Here is an 18,425-nt window from a genome sequence, read left to right on the forward strand (position 1 = left end):
CCCTGTCCCTGCTGGGATTGTCCGCCTTGCTGCCCTTGCTGCTGTTGACTGCCAGGCATACCGGGAAAAAGCCCGGGAAATTGTGGCATCTGCTGCTGTCCGCCCTGTCCTTGCGGGAAAAAACCATGAAACCCGGGCGTCTGCTGGCCAGAGCCCTGGCCAGGGAGTTGAGGGAACATTCGTGAGTTCGAATGCTTCCCATAATATTCATTCATCTAAAAACCTCCTTATTTACATACAAAATATCCTATTCCTCCTTGCCACACTTGGACACTGATTCCAAAGGTACAGAAGAAAACAGGGCATTGGTCTCAAGAAAGAAAGGGTTCAGTTTGCGAAAAGGGGGAATTTTTAGATGGAGGGAAAATTTGTAAGGGGTTTTGTTTGTACCAATCAACAAAAGGGAGATGGCATTGTGAAGAAAATAGTAGCAAGTATGGTAATTGTTCTTTTGGCTTGGGGAATTTCCTTTTCTCCCGCATCTGCCTCGGCACCTGGATTTCATCATCCGGCAGACTGGGATAAAAACTCGATTTTACGCAAAGATGCCCGCGGGGTTGAAGTTAAGAACATGCAGTATCTCATTAATGTTCTTCGATTTTACACCGATTCTTCTGTCATTGATTCGGATGGAATTTTCGGTCCGAAAACCGAAGCTGCAGTAAAAAAATATCAAAAAACGCATAACTTAGTGGTTGACGGCGTTGTGGGTCCTAGAACATGGGACAGTTTTTCTCAATATATTGAAAAAAGAGGAACCAACACATACGGAGCAGGCGGATATATGGCGCTAAGGATTCATTGGAAGTACGACAGCAGCAATTTCTATGCCCCATCAAAGGCGTATATTTATGGTAACGGCGATACATTAACCGATTCGTATCGCTTATATGCCAATTAAGGCAAACGCACATCCCCGGCATATTTTCCTTCACTTTGAAGATCTATGACTCTTCTAGCTGTTATCTATGAAAAGAGCTCTTCTTTCCCATTCGAAGGAATGGCTCTTATTCTTTTTTTACTAGCGTGAGGGCTTCACAATTTTTCAAATGTTGATGTAAGGTTTGCACGTTACATACCTCCAGTAAAACAATCTGCACGGTAATTGAAAGCTATGATGTCTCTATATGCAGTAGCGCCCATTAGGTGCTTTTACAAAAAATAGCCACCTCCAGCATGCTAAAGGCGGCTCTGTTCATTTCTCTTCCTCGTTTTCCGTTACAATTCCAAGTTCTTCTGCATCCTCAATCCGGTAACTGAGCAAAACGTACTGATAGGTACCAACTTTGTTCGCTTCTTCTTCAGAAGGATAAGAGCGTTCCGGCCAGTCATAGTCTTTTTTATCCTTTTTGCCAAGTGCTTTCATGATGACAGGAAAGGATTCACGCCACTCTTTGGCGGTCATGCGGTCACTGGAGGAATTGATAGTAACATGATACGGCATTTCATTGCGTACTACGCCATGTTTCTTTTCTTCCCTCAGCTTGGCAAGCGATTTTTCATATAACTTCAATGCCGGTTCGATGAGCCGGTACGTAAGGGAAAGAGCGACTTCAGGCTGTTCAGCCTGGGCCTGCAGATCTCCACGGTATAATACATCATTCATATTGATAGTTTGATAATATTTTTCCACCAAATTCCCCAGTTGCTTTGTTTCAGCCACTTCCAAAAGCTCGGCATCCTCAAGCTTTTTTACATGGTAATAAAGCCTTGAAGGATGTTCGTTCAACTCAGCAGCCAGCTGTTTAACGGTAATCGGCTGTTCGGAAGCGAGATGAAGGATTCTCAGGCGTCTTGGATCAGAAAAAATTTTCATTAAATCGATTGACTGTGTTTTCCATTGTGCCACGTTGTATCCCACCTAAACATTGTGTTACTAAAAAGAATACCACAATTTAGAGAGTACGTGATTAATCGATGGTACGTATGGTTTTGCTTCTCCAAAGAACAGTGAGGACAAACACGGTAAGGGCAATGCTTGAGTACAAAATAATTATGTCGATTGGAAGTCCGCTAGAGAGCAGAGCAGAAACAAGGGCGAAGGAAAGCGGTATAAATCCCATGGAGGCAGTAGACATCAAACTCTGAACTCTTCCCATCATCCGTTTCTCCGTCATTTCCTGAACCAGAGAAGGAGCAATAATATTGGAAATGGACAAGCAGACGCCGGCAAGTGACAAAAGAATAATTCCATGCCAAAGGGCGGTCATCTGGCTCAGAAAGATATTTAAGAAAGAAAGGACGGCAATCAGTGAAAGGCTGATGATCGGCCGCTTTCTTTTGATATTCAAGATCCCGGTAAGAAAGGCACCCGCGACCATTCCAAGAGCGAGCGAGCTTTCCAAATAGCTAAGAGACAGAACATCCCCTTTCAAATGCTGATCCACCATCAAAGGAAGACCGATATTCAGAGGCCCGACAAGAAGCAAATTAACGAAAATAGAGGTGGCCATGGTGAGCAGCAGGTAGGGTACTGTCTTGACGTAAACAATTCCTTCCTTAAGCTGCCGGAACACCGGTTCTTTCTGCTTATTGTCTGTTGATGGATGATCAGGATAACGGATTTGTTCGATTAGAATGCTGCTGCAGAAAAGTAAAACAGAAGTACAAACAAAGACACCGAAAAACGAGCCGAACTTAATCATAAAACCTGCAATGACCGGTCCAGTCAATAATGAAAGCTGATTGGTCGTTTGCACGAGAGAGTTGGCACGGACGATCTGTTCTTTTTTTACAAGGGTGGGAAGCATAGACTGGTTAGCCGGCCAGAAAAAAGCGTCGAGAACTCCAAAAAGAAGAGCAAAAACACCAAGGAGATAGAGATTCATACTGCTGTTCAGGATGAGCAGGGCCAATCCAAGGACCAATAGTCCCCTGGTTGAATTTGTGATCATAATCACGTGAGACCGTTTTATTCTGTCAGCCATTACTCCTCCAACCGACATGAGCAAAACGCGGGGTATGGTGGTTAGCATCATAATAATCCCAAGCTTGGAAGGAGCTTTTAGTGCCTGAAGAACAAACCATGTTTCTGAGATTAAGTAGATCGAGAAGGACAACCCTGTAAATATACTGGCTATCCATAAAAATAAAAATTGCCGGTTGGAGAGAAGCCCTCCAAATTTTTGTTTTCTTACCGTCTTTGGTTCATGTGCCAAACTGGTCCCCATCATAATTCTCCTTCCAATCAAAATAACATTTATCGTTAAAATTTATTTTAATGGTAAAAAATATTTTAGTGAAGAAAAATCGTTCGACAAAATTTAGAAAGGAATTCAGTAAGGGAACAGAGAAGTTGCTTTTGTAATGAAATACCAGAGAACAGAGGGAAAGCAAATGAAGAACTGGAAAACAATCATGGTCCCCACAGACCGGGGCGTATTTGAAGTGTTCACTAAGGGGAAGGGCGCGCCGCTTTGTGTGTCCCATCTTTATTCGGAATTCAATGAAACGGGAGACCATTTTGCGGACATGTTCACAGAGTCGCATCAAGTATTTTTGATTAACTTAAGAGAAGCGGGAAGGTCTGAAAAGGCGCACGAACCGCATCAGCTAAGCATGATCGAAACGGTGCTTGATCTTGAAGCTGTAAGAGACGAACTCGGGTATCCGACATGGCATTTTGCCGGACATTCTACAGGAGGGATGCTAGGACTCGTGTATGGGATACGACATTCCAAATCCCTTGAAACGTTGATCATAACCAGTGCTGCAGCAAGAGAGTATGCGTCCTCCTCCCCTTTTTGCATCTATCATCCAGACCATCCGAAATTTGAAAACATGCAGTCGCTAATCGAGCAGTTAAAAACAAATCTATCTGCGGAAGAAAGAAACGATATATCCAGAGAACGGGCAAAATTATCACTACGTGAGCCTGGAAGACATGATGAGTATTTTGCAGGGGATGTCCATAAATCCATGGCCGCGCGCCGGATGGAGTTTTTCTCAAGGGAGATTCTCCTTTTTGATGTGACAAGGCAGCTGCATAAAATCAGTACCCGAACGCTTGTCGCATGCGGACAGCACGATGTTCAGTGTCCGATCGGTTTTTCTGAAGAAATGGCGGAACTTATTCCCGATGTGCAGCTGGCTGCTTTTGATAACAGCAATCATTATCCTTTTTTGGAGGAGAAAAAAGCCTTCCAAAAGGTGATCAACAAGTTCTATCAACAAATGACAGTGGGGCAAGACAGATGAAAGTGATTGACGGAACCCCTGAATATATTCTTATTGAACCGACAGAAGGGATGTTGGACATTAACGAGTGGAAAAAGGGCATCTCAGCCATCATCCGAAAAGCTGAAATAGGGAAAGTCAAAAGAGTAGGCGTAACGCTTCACCGTAACCGGGATCATTATGAATCATGCTCCGATTACTTAATTTCTTCGGGTTTTGAGCATTTTGCATCCAAAGTGAATGTATATCGGGACTTGAAAGAAATGGAAAGCTTTCATCCCTACACCTGGAGAACGCTTGAGGACAGGGGGACGACAGAGAAGGCGTTTATGGAGGTTTGGAGAATGTGCAGGCAGGGATCGGATAATGCAGCATCAACCTTGTCGATGGAGCAGCATCTTCAGTCAGTTAAGCAGGAGCTTGGCAGCGGATGGAAATATTCCTGCAGGATTTTTTATAAAGACCATCAGCCAATCGGAATCGCCATTCCCCATATTGAACCGGGTACAACAAATGAAGGGCGGTTGTTTTACTTTGGGGTCTTTCCCAGTGCCCGGTCAAAAGGAACAGGAAGCACACTGCACAGGCAGGCGCTGGGATGCCTAAAAGAAATGGGTGCAGACTATTATATCGGAAGCACGCACCTCAATAATAAAAAGATGCAGCGTGTGTTTGAAAAAAACGGCTGTCACATACATGCCTATACGGAAAGCTATTATAAATATTTTTAAAAAACAGCCCTCCATAAAAGGTGGACTGCTGTATGTTAGTCGGCAGGGTGGCTTTTTAACTGGATACCTTTGATTGTGTTCAGGGCAGCAAGGCCATCGCTTGGACAACCGCTTGACTGTTCCATCGGCATCAGAGAAAAGAATACATAATAAAACGAGAAGTACGTGAATTGGTAAAAGAAAAGATTCGCCTCGAAGATGCCTTTAAAGACAAAAAAGTTTAACAAGAGAATGGCTGCCAGATTAAAGAGAGAGCCGCCAAGATATACAAGAACTTTGGAATATTTGGCATCTTCTTTTAATGACACATACTCACACCAGCCATCATAAAAATAAAGTTTACGGATGCGCAGCGGGCCTATTTTCATAAGCACATTTCCTGTACCTACGTGCACCCTGACTTTTCCTCCAAAAATACGGGCAAAAAAATAGTGACCGAATTCGTGAAGAAATGTGACGCCTGGTAATACCAAAAAAAACGAAAAGAAAAATTTCCAAATTTCTGTAAAGCCAAACAAAGCTGCCATCTCCCTTATCGTGTTACATGTTTTAACTTTTTTCCTAAAATGACTCATAGCAAACATGTAATTTCATCCATATGTGCAAAAGCCCGGCAAAACAGCTGCCGGGCTTTTGCACATATATTTATTAACCTTGAAATAGGGCCGAATGAAGAACTTCATTGGCAGCCGAAATAATATTAAACATAAATGCGCCCCACCAAAGCATGCGGCCGCGGGAGGATATTTTGCTCCACCTTGCACCATTGCCATGCTCTTTAAAATAAATAAGGGCGGCTACTGCCGTAATATTAAAGAAAATCATGCTCCACCGGGCAACAGCCATGTATGCCGGGCTGACTAATCCGCCAGCAAGAAGCAATCCGTTGATTAGAAACAGCATATAGAAAAATGGAAGACTTTTCATGTCATCACTCTCTCCAATTGATGATCAAATCCTCATTTATTCTATCACCCTTACCATCGATTTGGAACGGGTTTGTGCAATGGTTAACAATGTTGACACAATTAATGGAGAGAGTGTGTTTACCCTTTTTTCTGAGGAAGATTAATCACGTCTGAGGAAGAAATCATGACCATAATGCTTCCACCATAAGATTTTGCTCGGATCAGGATGGGCTGGTTAAAACGGTTCTGAAAACGGAAATCAGGGCCGTACCAGCTTACAGTTGCATCCCTTCCTTTAGGAACATACGGAACTCTGCGGGTATGGGAATACCGCTGAACAACATGGAGTCCGGCACGGTCCACCGCATTAAAAAGGGTTGAAGAAACCTGACAAATACCGCCGCCTACCCCTTCGGACAGTTCGCCACGGATAATCACCGGTGCCCGCATATATCCTTTTTCTTTTGTTCGGTTTCCAACAACCCTGTTAAAAGAAAAGGTTTCCCCGGGAAAAACCACATGGTTGTCAATAGCTTTGGCGGCCAATGATATATTATGAATCCGTGCGGTATTGGAGCGGTTGAAGTACGTCACATACTGGCCAAGGTGGTTCGTTCTTATGTTTCCGAGCAGCTCACTGTCTACCCGGGGATGGACCGTCAGACTTGGAATTTCTATCTTTGATGGTCCCTTACTAAAGAAGTTTGCATAAAATTTTTCCCTGAACGCCTCCCGATAAAGCTTTGAACCATTTTGACCAGGAGATATTCCGCCAGTATCATTGATTCGTGCGTTGACAGGCTGCCGGTATACCTGTCCTTCCAGCTTGTCCGTAAACTGCTTGAACTTTTCAGTATCAAGAACAGGGGTTCCTGGAATTGGCACCATAAATTCCTCTCGCTGTATAATGGCGATCGTCTGGCCTTGCTGCATCAGTGAGATGCTGTCCGGGGTGTTGACAGGGACCGGCTGCACAAGCAGAAGCATACTCGTTAACCAAGAAAGTAACATCGTAGAAAACCTCCCAATAATTAGTATGATTAGGGCAACTTTTATTTATGTAAGGGATAAAAAGAAGGAAGAAATTGAAAGTTGGAAAATTATCATTTAAAAAGTTTTAATCTGTTTTTTCAGAAAGTTATTGACATTCAAATGTATACCTGTTTTAATTACAAGTAATCCGATAAGGATTCCCTTTTATCGAAAACTACATATTCTGTCTTATTAAGAGAGGTGGAGGGAATTGGCCCTATGAAACCTCGGCAGCGGACTCTTTCAATTGAGAACTGTGCCAAATCCAACAAGCCGCAAGCTTGGATGATGAGAGAAGCATGAACAGTACTTCTTCTTTACGTCCTTCTGGCACGTTGGAAGGAGTTTTTTTACGTTTATTCGATTGGAGGGGATTGAGCCGCTGTACAGGTACATTCATAAAGTCGACCGGACAACCGGAGACCATTTTTATTTATTAAAATGGCTCCGGTTGTTTTTGTTTTGAAAGCTTTATTAAAAAAGGAGGATGGGGCGAGTGTCATTATTACAGGTCAATAAGGTTGAAAAAAGCTTTGAAACCGCCAATGGCAAGGTTAAAGCGCTGAAACAAATCCAGCTTGATGTGGAAAAAGGGGAATTTATTACGGTAATCGGGCCGAGCGGTTGCGGGAAAAGCACCCTTCTAAAAATCGTGGCTGGGCTGGATACGGCCCATGAAGGCTCAGTTTTGCTGGATAACCGGAAAGTTACTGGACCGAGTATTGAGAAAGGTTTTATTTTTCAGGAACCGAGGCTGTTTCCATGGCTGACCGTTGAGAAAAATATAGCCGCCAATCTGCCAGTTAAGAATAAGGAGACAAAGGAGAGCGTGAAGCAGCTCATCGAACTGGTCCGTTTGAAAGGATTTGAAAACGCCTTTCCAAAAGAGCTTTCCGGCGGGATGGCACAGCGGGTGGCCATTGCCAGAGCCCTTCTTCGAAATCCGAAGGTGCTCCTGCTAGATGAACCCTTCGGCGCACTTGATGCCTTTACCCGCTCTCATATGCAGGAGGTACTGCTCGATATTTGGCAGAAAAACCGTACGACCATGCTTTTTGTTACCCATGATATTGACGAAGCGATCTACCTGGCGACCAGGGTTGTCATCATGAATCCAAGACCGGGAACCATCCGGGAAGTGATTCCGGTTGACCTTCCGTATCCGAGAAAGAAAACTGATGCGTCTTTTCAGGAAATCCGCCAGCGTGTGCTGAGTGAATTTGAAAAAGTAGAAGAACATCAGGCAGCAGCGATTTGATGAATTAAAAGGAGATGAAAAAATGAGCAATCAAACTGGAGTATTAACACGATCAGGTGTTGAACGCACCCCATCAGTAAAGGAAACGCCTGTTAAAAGAAATCGTAAAAAGTTACCTTTGATCAATTGGATGCGGGGGCTCGCACTTCCTGTTCTTGTCGTTCTGATTTGGGAAGCAGCTGGTGCCTATGGACTGATTTCGGCCACATTGCTTCCAAGGCCAAGTGAGATCCTGGTGGCATTTAAGGATTTAATTGTTTCGGGGGAATTATACGCTCACTTTAAAATCAGCCTTTTCCGGGCGATTCTGGGATTCTTGCTTGGCGGCGGGCTAGGACTTCTTGCAGGGCTGGCTGTAGGTTTTTCAAGCAAAACCGAACAAACATTTGATCCCACGCTGCAGATGATGAGAACCATCCCCTCCTTGGCTGTGATTCCATTGTTTATCCTTTGGTTTGGTTTTGGCGAATTATCCAAAATCCTTCTCATTTCAAAAGCTGCCTTTTTCCCTTTGTATGTCAACGCGTTTCTTGGAATTCGGGGAGTGGATTCAAAATTGTTTGATGTTGCAAAAGTGCTTGAGTTTAGTAAATGGAAGCAGATTACAACGCTTATCCTGCCAGCTGCCTTGCCAAACATTCTTCTTGGACTGAGGCTGTCATTAGGAGCTGCGTGGCTGGCGTTGGTAGCAGCTGAGCTAATGGGTTCCAGTGAAGGGATCGGCTACTTGATCATGGATGCACGCCAGTTTTCCCAGACGTCCATTGTTTTTGTAGGAATTATTATTTTCGCTGTATTTGGCAAAGCATCGGATTCACTGGTGCGATTCTTTGAGAAGAGACTCTTGAAATGGCGTGACAGCTTTATCGGCTGATTTAAAAAATAGTGATGGAGGTGCTGTATCATGGCTCAATCGGAGGGACAGCTGCATCTTAATTTATTCCTGACAGGCATGGGACATCATAAAGCTTCATGGAGGCATCCACGATCAGAAATCGGTAGTAATCTGAAGCTTTCCCACTATGTGAAACTTGCACGAAAAGCAGAGGAAGCCAAATTCGATTCTTTATTTCTGGCAGATAGATATGCAGTATCAAGACAAGGTGCCAAATATGGTGTACAGGGAGGCATCGAACCGCTGACACTGCTTTCCGCCCTCGCGGCTGTAACTGAAAACATTGGTTTGATCGCTACAGTTTCAACCAGCTTTAATGAACCTTATAATGTGGCCAGGCGATTTGCTTCGCTGGATCATATCAGCAATGGCAGAGCGGGATGGAATATCATAACCTCTGGAACAGATGGGGAAGCCCAGAATTTCAATTTCAAAAAGATTCCTTCCCATGGTCTCCGATATGAAAAGGCCCGTGAGTTTCTGGAAGTCACAAGCAAGTTATGGGACAGCTGGAGAGATGATGCCATCATTGCAGATCAGGAAGCGGGAATTTTTGCGGATGATCAAAAAGTTCACGAAATCCACCATAAGGGGAACTTTTTCGCCGTTCGCGGTCCGCTGAATATCCCTCGTTCACCGCAAGGAAGACCGGTCCTTGTCCAGGCAGGATCTTCAGCCGATGGGATTGATTTTGCAGGACAGTATGCCGAGGCAGTGTTCACCGCTCAGCAAACATTGGAAGATGCACAGCGCTTTTATCAGGAAATTAAAGCACGTGCCACTGCATTTGGGCGGTCGCCTGAATCGGTCAAGGTCCTGCCGGGGATATGCCCGATCATAGGAAAAACAGAAGAAGAAGCCAGAGAAAAAGAAGCACAGCTTCATCACTATACCAATACAGAGTTCAGTCTGCATCAGCTGTCAAACCGAGTCGGTGTGGATCTGTCAGCCTATCCGCTGGATGGACCGCTGCCTCCGCTCCCTGCAACAGATGGGCATCAAAGCAGAACAAAGCTGATTCAGGAACTCGCACGCCGTGAAAAGCTTACAATCAGACAGCTTCTGCTTCGTCTGGCTGGTGGAAGGGGCCATTACACCATTGCAGGGACACCAACTCAAATCGCCGATCAATTGGAGAAATGGTACGAAAACAAAGCAGCAGACGGATTTAATATTATGCCGCAATTAATGAGCGAAGGGCTTGATGACTTTATTACGTATGTTATTCCGATCCTTCAGGAAAGAGGTTTGTTTCGAAAGGAATACGCCGGAACATGCTTACGGGAACACCTCGGGCTGAAACGTCCGGATACAGATACGATCAATCTTTCGGCACATGCATGACAAAAAGGATGGGATAGGGAGAGGAGAAAAAATGATGAAACTCAAAAGGAAAACGATAGCAGCAGGACTTATGGCGCTTTTAACGATGATGATTGTGCTTTCGGGATGCAGCAGTGAGGAAAAAACAAACGCCCAACAAAAAAAGGGTGTAACGGTCAATATTGGCGTGCAGGGAAGTACAGGGGTACTCCCTTATGCAAGGGAAACCAAAGCCTTTGAGAGAGCCTTTAAAAAAGAGGGAGTGAAAGTCAAATGGAACGAGTTTTCGAGCGGACCCCCGCACTTTGAAGCACTGGCTTCCGGACGGCTGGACTTTGGCGCCACAGGTGGAACCCCATTGATCGCCGGACAGTCGGGCAATGTGGATTTTAAAGCGATCGCCGTAACCACGGATGGAAAAAAGGGAAATTCGATCATCATTCCTAAAGGAAGCAAAATCAAAGAGCTAAGGGATTTAAAAGGCAAGAAGATAGCGGTCGCAAAAGGAAGCAGTGCCTATAATTTCCTTTATATGGCACTCGATCAGGCGGGACTGTCCGACAAAGATATTAAAGTTGTTCAGCTGCAGCCTGATGAAGCACGGCCCGCGCTTGATAATGGATCAGTCGATGCCTGGTCCACTTGGGAACCTTATGCCACAACAGCCATTTTTCAAACTGGCGCAAAATCCCTGGCTGACGGAGAGGACCTGAACATTAATGCACCGAGCTTTCTTGTTGCCAGAACCCAATTTACGAAAAATCACCCGGACTTAACAGTGTTGTTTTTGAAAACCTATGAGAGAGTTATGAAGCAATTTATTGATAACCCTGACAAAGTATCTTCAGAAATTGCTAAAAGGGAAAAACTTGATCCCAAGATCGTCAGTACAGTTTTGAAGCGGTCGAACTTAATTCTTTCTCCAGCAACTCCGGAGTTTGCGAAAGCCCATCAGGAACAGGCAGATTTCCTTTATAAAGCAGGAGGCATCAAGAAAAAGCTTGATACTTCAAAAGTCATTGAAAACAAGTTTGTTGAAAAAGCGTTAGAAAAGGAATAATCCACAACAGTTCTCGGAGGGATAAAAAATGGGTGAAGCATCATTAAAAGAATGGCATAAACCACAAAATTTTATAGCGTCAGCTACCCAAGAACAGCTGTATCTTGTCAATTTGACCGACCTGGAGTTCAGCGGGGTCTGCAGAGAACGGTACGGTGTGAATAAAGGGCTGTATAACACGATAGAGGACTACTTTTCAAAGCAGGGAATCCGCAATATCCTCTACAGGAGGCTGTATATACTGGAGTTTTTAAATGATATCCAAAGCAGGTATACAGAAGGCAACCAGACGCATCTGACATTTGGCACAGGAGGGCTTGCCAGAGCGCTGCAAACCTTTTTTATCAACAGGCAAAGAAATACTTCACTATAACCACTGAAGAAAAAGGAGGAGTTGTAATGGCTGACATTGTTACAATTTCAGGAAGCCCATCGGTAACGTCGAGGACGGGAATTGTCCTTCACCATTTAAGTGAGCTGGCGGAAAAAGCGGGCCTGGAAACTGAATCATATTCAGTGCTGGATATTCCACCAGAGGATTTGGTTCTGGGGAACTATAACAGCCCGGCCCTTAAGGCAATTGAAAAGAGTGTAAAACAGGCAAAAGCAGTGATCATCGGAACACCAGTATATAAGGCCGCCTATTCGGGAGTTCTCAAATCCCTTTTGGATTTGCTGCCGCGTGATATTCTTTCCGGCAAAAGCGTGCTGCCCATCGCCACTGGCGGATCGTCTGCCCATTTGCTCAGCATTGATTATGCGCTTAAACCGGTTCTGTATGCAATCGGCTCAAGAAACATATTAAACGGTGTCTATTTGATCGATCAGCAGCTGCAGCAAAATAACGGGTCAGACATCAGATTTGATCCTGAAATCGAAAACCGGCTCTTTGTGTCGCTGAATGAGCTGATTGATGAGGTCAAGAAAGACATCTATATCAGAGAATTGGAACTCGATTCCACCAAAGGCAGGGGGACAGGTGCATGAACGTTTACTGGTTTTTGCCCACACATGGAGACAGCAGGTATTTAGGAACATCAAAGGGAGGGAGGCCGATTACGCTTTCTTATCTCCGCCAGATTGCACAGGCAGTGGATGGCCTGGGATTTAAAGGAGCACTTCTTCCTACCGGACATTCATGCGAAGATGCATGGATCACCGCTTCTTCATTAATACAGGCAACAGAAAAAATGAAGTTTCTGGTGGCTGTAAGACCAGGATTGATTTCTCCTTCATTGGCTGCCCGGATGACTTCTACATTTGACCGATTATCCAATGGCAGACTATTAATCAATGTGGTGACAGGCGGTGATCCGGTGGAGCTTGCGGGTGACGGGCTCCATTTGTCCCATAGCGACCGCTACCGTTTGACCGATGAGTTTCTGGAGGTCTGGAGAAAAGAGCTGGCTGGTGAAAAAGTAGACTTTGAGGGGGAACATCTGAAAATTAAAGGAGCCAAGGTGTTACTGCCTTCGCAGCAAAAACCATATCCTCCGCTTTATTTTGGCGGTTCATCGGATGCAGCGCTGGAAGTAGCGGCTAAGCATATCGATGTCTACCTGACATGGGGCGAGCCTCCTGAGCAGGTGAAAGAGAAGGTTGAGAGAGTCAGAAAACTTGCAGCAGCCCAGGGCAGGACTGTCAGCTTCGGAATCCGTCTACATGTCATTGTAAGAGAAACGGCAGAAGAAGCCTGGGCAGCCGCAGACTCATTGATTCAATATGTAGATGAGGAAACGATTGCCGCTTCGCAAAAAATATTTTCAAGGTATGATTCTGTAGGGCAAAAACGAATGGCATCGCTTCATAACGGAAAACGTGAGTCTTTGGAGATTAGCCCCAATCTCTGGGCTGGAATCGGTCTGGTTCGGGGAGGAGCGGGCACAGCCCTTGTCGGTGATCCGGATACTGTTGCCGAACGAATGAAAGAATACCAGTCCCTTGGCATCGATCATTTCATCTTTTCCGGATATCCTCATTTAGAAGAAGCCTATCGGGTAGCGGAACTGCTGTTTCCCAGATTGCCTCTCACACATGGAGAACAACAGGGTAACACCGCTGCTCACCCTGTTGGGGAATTTGTCGCCAACACCTATTTTCCGTTAAAAAGCAAAGCGGAGTAAAAAATTATTAATAAAACAAAGGCAAACATTCATATTTTAGTATGAGTGTTTGCCTTTGTACATAGAAAAACAGGGATATTTTTTATAATAGATATTGACTTAATAAGTTCATTCTATTATATTGTTTTTAATCATTTGAATTTTCTGCTTTTATAGGTATCGCAACCTCTTTTTATTCGCAAAATGCTGTAGGAAGAGGTTTTTATTCAAAAATAAATCCGAGTAAACCTATAAGAAATAAAAGAAACGGCGCCCTGTCAAAACCAATAAATAAACGGGAATGAGGAAGGGAGTACTTTTTTATGTCAGCATTATTGATCGTAGGTGGAGATCATCTTGGTAAAATTAAAAAGAAGCTCGAACATGAAGGAGTAAAGGAAATTATTCATGTAAGCGGGAGAAAGGCAAGAATGTCACAGAAGGAAATACCAAGCCATGTAGATCTGGTGTTGGTTCTGACAGACTACATCAATCATGAATTTTCGACGGCCATCAAGAAAAAAGCGAATAAGCAAGCGATTCCGGTATGCTATTCGAAACGATCATGGTGTTCGATCCATCAGTCTCTTGAAAAAGTCTACCTTCTTAAAAATAATACAAAGGCAAAGATAAAAATAGCGAAATAAAACAGCCTGCCAGTAAGGCGGGCTGTTAGTCAGATGAATCTATTTTCACAATCTCAAGCTGGAAGGGGACACATTCTTCCAGCTTTTCTTTTATGCGCTCTGCTTCTTCTAAGGATAAAGGCACATTGCTGTCCGGCAGTGTATCAAGACTGAACGTCCAGCGTCCGCTGGTTTCAATAATTTTGTACTCTTTCATTGAATTTTCCCCTTTCTATTTTATAGTTCAGTTCGTAAACTACTAACTGGTCTATATATTACTTCTACATACCCTCTTTATTCCCTTTTTAGTATCTTTTGAAGATTTGTCATATGGGGATAATCTTGTTTTATATTTCATATACATCAATGATGGATCTCGATGGGGAATTCTTAGGATGGAGAGGATGTATATGGCTGTCAGACCACCAATTCTGCAAAGAGGGGACACCATCGGGATTGTGACGCTTGGAAGCCCGTTGGAGCCCGCAAGAATAAATGAAGGCATAAAAACCCTTCGGAGCCTTGGGTTCAATACGGTGCTGGGCAAAAACGTGTATACGAGTACGGGTTTTTTGGCAGGAACCGACCAGCAGCGGGCCGCTGATTTGATGGCGATGTTTTCCAATAAAAACGTGAAAATGATTCTCCCCACACGTGGAGGAGTGGGGGTAGCGGGAATCCTTCCGTTTCTGAATTTTAATGTCATCCGGCAAAATCCTAAGATTGTTTCCGGATACAGCGATATCACCATCCTGCTCAATGTTCTTTACCAGTACGCGGATTTGATTTCTTTCCAAAGCCTGCTGCTCCTCGACTTTAATCTGGAAACAGCGGCGTATAATTACGATCAGTTTTTTTTGGCAACGTCCACTTTTCAATCTCCCCGGCAGATTGTTAATCCCCCTGGTATCCCTCAAGTCAGCCGAGTGCGCGGAAATGTGACCGGAGAGGTGATTGGAGGCAATCTGACTTCGTTTGTTGATAATTTGGGAACCCCCTTTGAGATTGATACAACAGGGAAGATTCTAATCATTGAAGAAACTCATGAGCCGATAAATACCGTCTACCGGTATTTGAACCACCTTAAAATCGCCGGTAAATTCGCAGATTGTGCCGGAATCGTGATGGGAGAATGCACCTCATGTGAACCTGCTTACGGAGTCAACTATGAGCAGTTAATCCGGGAATTCGTGATTCCGCTTGGGAAGCCGTTAATGACCAATGTAACAACGGCCCATGGTTTCTATAAAGCAGCGATTCCGATTGGTGCCAGGGCCAATTTGGATACGGTGAACAACCGGTTTACCATTCTTGAACCTTCAGTTGGCAATGCGTAAATACAAAATCAACTGTACATTACGTTGAAATCAACGGTATCAACGGTTGGTTTTTTATTTTTGGGAGCAATTCCTTAAGACCCCATATGTTCAAAATCTTTTTCATGCCCGGTGGATTTGGCGATTTCAAAAAGCAGGTTGTTAAATTTTGCTCGATCGAGTCCAAATAGAAAATCCTTTTCAAACCCCTTAGTCGTATAAACTGCAAATTCCCATATCGCATCATAATCTCTTGGGTTCGCTGATTTGGCAATCAAATCAAGCACATTCAAGATTTCTATACCGACAATGACGTTGTCCTCAGAATAATGCCGGATGTATCCAAGGCCGTTATACAGGTAATAGCTGAAATCCTTTTCTTGAAGAATGACGCGCAAGTGTCCTTCACCATCTACCAGATAAGGATTAAGATTGCCTACACAGGATAGGTAGGATAAGAGTTCACCGAGTTGATTGATGGCATTTGAGGCGGTTTTTGGATCATAATTTCCGACAGAGCGGATGGCAACCTCAACCAGTTTATTAATGCTGAACTCCACGTCCTGCACTTCCGTCTGCCGGTTTCCGAAGCTGAAAAGTGCCAAATATTTGGGTATGTCAATCTCCGTATCTTCTTTCGACCAATACGAAAGAATAGGGGTGGAGTTAAAAACATAATCTCCAATGGTATATTCCAGTTTGATGATGATGTCATCTTTTTTTGCTTCTTCCATAATTTCAACAAAGTCAATCAACTGTATATAACCGGATTTGTTAGCTGTGATCTGCTTTCCTTCACGTTTTGTAAGCCGTTCTACATATTCCTTAAGTGGTGCTGTATCTTTTACCTTATAAGGATCAATCTCATTCTGAAGCGATCCTTTCACAATGGACATGGATTCTTTTTTCATTTCATTTGTCATTTTGTTCACCTGAAGCCAGGCTACTGCATGATTGATGAAAAAGATAAACGTTCCCATGGACAAGGATGCCAGAAGAACGGCCACCAAAGGGACGATGAAAAAATGATCGGCAAAGCGTTTGTTTAAAACCAAAAAGGAAAACAGCATGTAGAAAAAGCTGCCTGTGAAAATTCCCAGGATCCGCTGTGTTGCTTTACTTGCTATAAAGTTTTTTAATATCCTTGGTGAGAATTGGCCAGAAAAGGTTGTAAATACGACAAGAATTAAGTTGAAGGTAAATGTAGTTAATGTCAGGATCGCTGCTGTCAGTGTACTGACCAGTGCTTGGGTAAGATCATAATCTACTGCGAAGACATCCCACATTCTTTCACCCATTTGAAATTTATAATCTGCTGTGTAGGAAAGGGCGATCAATACAAACGAGAAGACGATATATAAAACGGGTGTAAACCATAAGTTCGTTTGGAGCTGGTGGGACAATTCTCTCTCTGAAAGCTGGGTGTATCTCCTTAGATATTTATCAAGTAACCTGAATCTTGCCATTCAACACACTCCTATGGGATAAATGTCCCGTTTTTCTTTTGTAATCGATACGGAAACGAAAAAAGTATGTCTTTCGTTATGTATAGCAGGTATTGAACCCTAGTACACTTTTACCTTTATCGATAGTTTTTACACTCCCAATTTATGTAATGCACACTTGGTATTTTGGCACGATGGCTATTAAAGGGTAAAATAGAGGGTATAAGAACACAGTATTTTATTTTTAATGAGTTAGCTTAAAGGCAGGAGAGAAGGGAAAGGAGGTTTAATTGGCCCCTCTCTGCAAAAGGGTAAACCCCTAGAAAGAAAGGGAAGCAATCGATATTTATGTAGGAGCACACCTCAAGATGTGCATTTTACTGTTTCTTACAAATGACACACTTTTAGAAAGGACTACACTATGAATAAAAAGTTATCATCTTTTCTTGGGGGAAGCGGTGAAGCTTCCAAAAAGAGTGATCAGATTCAGAACCGGGAAAGCTGGTTGAAGGTTATTGTAATCGGAGCCTTTGCACTTTTACTTTTTTATAAGATTGCAACTTCGCCGTTTGTTTTCCGCTTCTCGGACTTTATCTCTCTGTTTGCTTCACTTTTTGCGTTAACCATTTCCGTCATGTACTATAAAAAATTCAACGATCTTGTCCGGAAGCTTGAAGAACGTACGACTACGGAACAAATGGGAGAACCAACAGTGGAAACACTTCCTGAAGGGATCGTAAACAAAAACAAGGAAGAACCGGCGGTAGAAACTGTTTTTCTGGAAGAAGAACAACTATCACAAAAAGACGATGAAACTGATGATCTACCAACGGAAGATAAACAATCGGTGGAGGTTCAGGCCGAGCAGGCAGAAGAACGTCAGGAAGCCCTTCATAATCCGGTAGAAGATACTTCGGAGCAGGAAATTTATGAATCCATTGAAAGGTCAGAAGCTCACCCGGTAGCGGAACCTGAACCATTACTCGAAGCAGATGAACCGGAAAGTGATGAGGTAAAAGAAGATTCAACGGTCAATCGCATTGAAGACGAAGACAGGGATCATGACTGGACGTATTATGAGCCAAGTGAAGAGGATATGAAGACACAGATGCTGAAAGAGGAAGAATTGAAACAAATCGAGATGGACAAGACCCAGATTTATCAGCAGCTGTACACAAGGGCCAATCTAAATGAAGAGGAAAGAAAGTTCTTCCAGGAACAGCTTCAGGAGAAAGAAAAACAGGCGACCAACCTGAAGCAGGAACTGATTCAGTTCACAAGCCGGATTTCACAGGCCATTAACCGTACACCGCAGCTCTTCCAAAAACGAGATTCACGAATTGAAGGAATTGTTCGTCTGCTGACTCCCGAATTTGTCAGCGATTCTTCGTTGGGGGAAATCAATGAAAAGCTTGATGAACTGGCAGCAACTATACCAGAGGAAACACTGAGTTCCCTTCAGCGTGAGGGTTATCTAGATGATCGCTTTCACTTCACGCGGTCAGGATACAGGGAAGCCATTAACGCCAGCAAGTTAATTTAAGAATCAAAAA

General features: G+C 43.7%; 20 protein-coding genes, 1 pseudogene and 1 riboswitch. Of the genes and pseudogenes, 13 read left to right on the forward strand and 8 right to left on the reverse strand.

The window, feature by feature from the left end:
• Positions 1-215: pseudogene (locus BLT53_RS24880) on the reverse strand (hypothetical protein); the annotation flags it as partial.
• A gap of 140 nt (positions 216-355) precedes the next feature.
• Here BLT53_RS24880 and BLT53_RS00845 point away from each other — a divergent pair.
• On the forward strand, positions 356-901 hold the full coding sequence (locus BLT53_RS00845; protein WP_090232055.1) for a peptidoglycan-binding domain-containing protein: 546 nt from the start codon (positions 356-358) through the stop codon (positions 899-901).
• A gap of 294 nt (positions 902-1,195) precedes the next feature.
• Here the strand turns inward: BLT53_RS00845 and BLT53_RS00850 are convergent, their stop codons facing one another.
• Positions 1,196-1,849, reverse strand: a complete 654-nt coding sequence (locus BLT53_RS00850; RefSeq protein WP_244520322.1) for an ArsR/SmtB family transcription factor — start codon at positions 1,847-1,849, stop codon at positions 1,196-1,198.
• Positions 1,850-1,910: 61 nt separating this feature from the next.
• Positions 1,911-3,170, reverse strand: a complete 1,260-nt coding sequence (locus BLT53_RS00855) for an MFS transporter (RefSeq protein WP_170834183.1) — start codon at positions 3,168-3,170, stop codon at positions 1,911-1,913.
• A 166-nt stretch (positions 3,171-3,336) separates the two neighbouring features.
• Here BLT53_RS00855 and BLT53_RS00860 point away from each other — a divergent pair, with 166 nt between their 5' ends.
• On the forward strand, positions 3,337-4,197 hold the full coding sequence (locus BLT53_RS00860) for an alpha/beta fold hydrolase (RefSeq protein WP_090236604.1): 861 nt from the start codon (positions 3,337-3,339) through the stop codon (positions 4,195-4,197).
• On the forward strand, positions 4,194-4,907 hold the full coding sequence (locus BLT53_RS00865; protein ID WP_090232058.1) for a GNAT family N-acetyltransferase: 714 nt from the start codon (positions 4,194-4,196) through the stop codon (positions 4,905-4,907). The genes BLT53_RS00860 and BLT53_RS00865 overlap by 4 nt, the downstream gene beginning before the upstream one ends.
• A gap of 35 nt (positions 4,908-4,942) precedes the next feature.
• Here BLT53_RS00865 and BLT53_RS00870 read toward each other — a convergent pair whose 3' ends face one another.
• The 3 genes from BLT53_RS00870 to BLT53_RS00880 form a co-directional block, all read right to left on the reverse strand.
• Positions 4,943-5,491 carry a site-2 protease family protein gene (locus tag BLT53_RS00870; RefSeq protein ID WP_342027833.1) on the reverse strand — a complete coding sequence of 183 codons (549 nt, stop codon included), beginning with the start codon at positions 5,489-5,491 and terminating at the stop codon, positions 4,943-4,945.
• Between the two features lie 64 nt (positions 5,492-5,555).
• Complete coding sequence (locus BLT53_RS00875; protein ID WP_090232061.1) at positions 5,556-5,834, reverse strand: hypothetical protein; 279 nt, start codon at positions 5,832-5,834, stop codon at positions 5,556-5,558.
• Positions 5,835-5,953: 119 nt separating this feature from the next.
• On the reverse strand, positions 5,954-6,826 hold the full coding sequence (locus BLT53_RS00880; RefSeq protein WP_090232063.1) for a VanW family protein: 873 nt from the start codon (positions 6,824-6,826) through the stop codon (positions 5,954-5,956).
• A gap of 207 nt (positions 6,827-7,033) precedes the next feature.
• Positions 7,034-7,142: riboswitch (SAM riboswitch) on the forward strand.
• Between the two features lie 192 nt (positions 7,143-7,334).
• Here BLT53_RS00880 and BLT53_RS00885 point away from each other — a divergent pair.
• The 8 genes from BLT53_RS00885 to BLT53_RS00920 all read left to right on the forward strand — a co-directional run bounded on the left by BLT53_RS00885 (position 7,335) and on the right by BLT53_RS00920 (position 14,132).
• Entirely contained in the window at positions 7,335-8,105 is a 771-nt protein-coding gene (locus BLT53_RS00885; RefSeq protein ID WP_090232064.1) for an ABC transporter ATP-binding protein, read from the forward strand.
• A gap of 22 nt (positions 8,106-8,127) precedes the next feature.
• Entirely contained in the window at positions 8,128-8,979 is an 852-nt protein-coding gene (locus BLT53_RS00890) for an ABC transporter permease (protein ID WP_090232066.1), read from the forward strand.
• A gap of 30 nt (positions 8,980-9,009) precedes the next feature.
• Complete coding sequence (locus BLT53_RS00895) at positions 9,010-10,344, forward strand: LLM class flavin-dependent oxidoreductase (protein WP_090232068.1); 1,335 nt, start codon at positions 9,010-9,012, stop codon at positions 10,342-10,344.
• A gap of 34 nt (positions 10,345-10,378) precedes the next feature.
• The gene (locus tag BLT53_RS00900) at positions 10,379-11,383 is read left to right on the forward strand and encodes an aliphatic sulfonate ABC transporter substrate-binding protein (protein ID WP_090232070.1); all 1,005 of its coding nucleotides are present in this window, start codon (positions 10,379-10,381) and stop codon (positions 11,381-11,383) included.
• Between the two features lie 28 nt (positions 11,384-11,411).
• Entirely contained in the window at positions 11,412-11,756 is a 345-nt protein-coding gene (locus BLT53_RS00905) for a hypothetical protein (protein WP_244520323.1), read from the forward strand.
• Between the two features lie 26 nt (positions 11,757-11,782).
• A complete protein-coding gene (ssuE, locus tag BLT53_RS00910; protein ID WP_090232072.1) occupies positions 11,783-12,370 on the forward strand; it encodes an NADPH-dependent FMN reductase in 588 nt (195 codons plus the stop codon).
• Complete coding sequence (gene ssuD / locus BLT53_RS00915) at positions 12,367-13,506, forward strand: FMNH2-dependent alkanesulfonate monooxygenase (protein WP_090232074.1); 1,140 nt, start codon at positions 12,367-12,369, stop codon at positions 13,504-13,506. Before ssuE ends, ssuD begins: the two co-directional genes overlap by 4 nt.
• A gap of 302 nt (positions 13,507-13,808) precedes the next feature.
• Entirely contained in the window at positions 13,809-14,132 is a 324-nt protein-coding gene (locus BLT53_RS00920; RefSeq protein ID WP_090232075.1) for a DUF2325 domain-containing protein, read from the forward strand.
• A gap of 25 nt (positions 14,133-14,157) precedes the next feature.
• On the opposite strand, the gene BLT53_RS24885 is transcribed toward BLT53_RS00920, so the two are convergent.
• Positions 14,158-14,328 (reverse strand): hypothetical protein, encoded by a 171-nt coding sequence (locus BLT53_RS24885; RefSeq protein ID WP_170834184.1) that lies wholly within the window; start codon positions 14,326-14,328, stop codon positions 14,158-14,160.
• A gap of 193 nt (positions 14,329-14,521) precedes the next feature.
• On the opposite strand from BLT53_RS24885, the gene BLT53_RS00925 reads away from it, so the two are divergent.
• The gene (locus BLT53_RS00925) at positions 14,522-15,448 is read left to right on the forward strand and encodes a S66 peptidase family protein (RefSeq protein ID WP_090232077.1); all 927 of its coding nucleotides are present in this window, start codon (positions 14,522-14,524) and stop codon (positions 15,446-15,448) included.
• Positions 15,449-15,522: 74 nt separating this feature from the next.
• On the opposite strand, the gene BLT53_RS00930 is transcribed toward BLT53_RS00925, so the two are convergent.
• A complete protein-coding gene (locus BLT53_RS00930; RefSeq protein WP_090232078.1) occupies positions 15,523-16,893 on the reverse strand; it encodes a DUF2254 domain-containing protein in 1,371 nt (456 codons plus the stop codon).
• Between the two features lie 400 nt (positions 16,894-17,293).
• Here BLT53_RS00930 and BLT53_RS00935 point away from each other — a divergent pair, with 400 nt between their 5' ends.
• Positions 17,294-18,415 (forward strand): hypothetical protein, encoded by a 1,122-nt coding sequence (locus BLT53_RS00935; protein ID WP_090232080.1) that lies wholly within the window; start codon positions 17,294-17,296, stop codon positions 18,413-18,415.
• Positions 18,416-18,425 lie beyond the last annotated feature (10 nt).

The sequence above is a fragment of the Fictibacillus solisalsi genome (assembly GCF_900103485.1).
GTDB classification, from domain to species: Bacteria; Bacillota; Bacilli; order Bacillales; family Fictibacillaceae; genus Fictibacillus_C; species Fictibacillus_C solisalsi.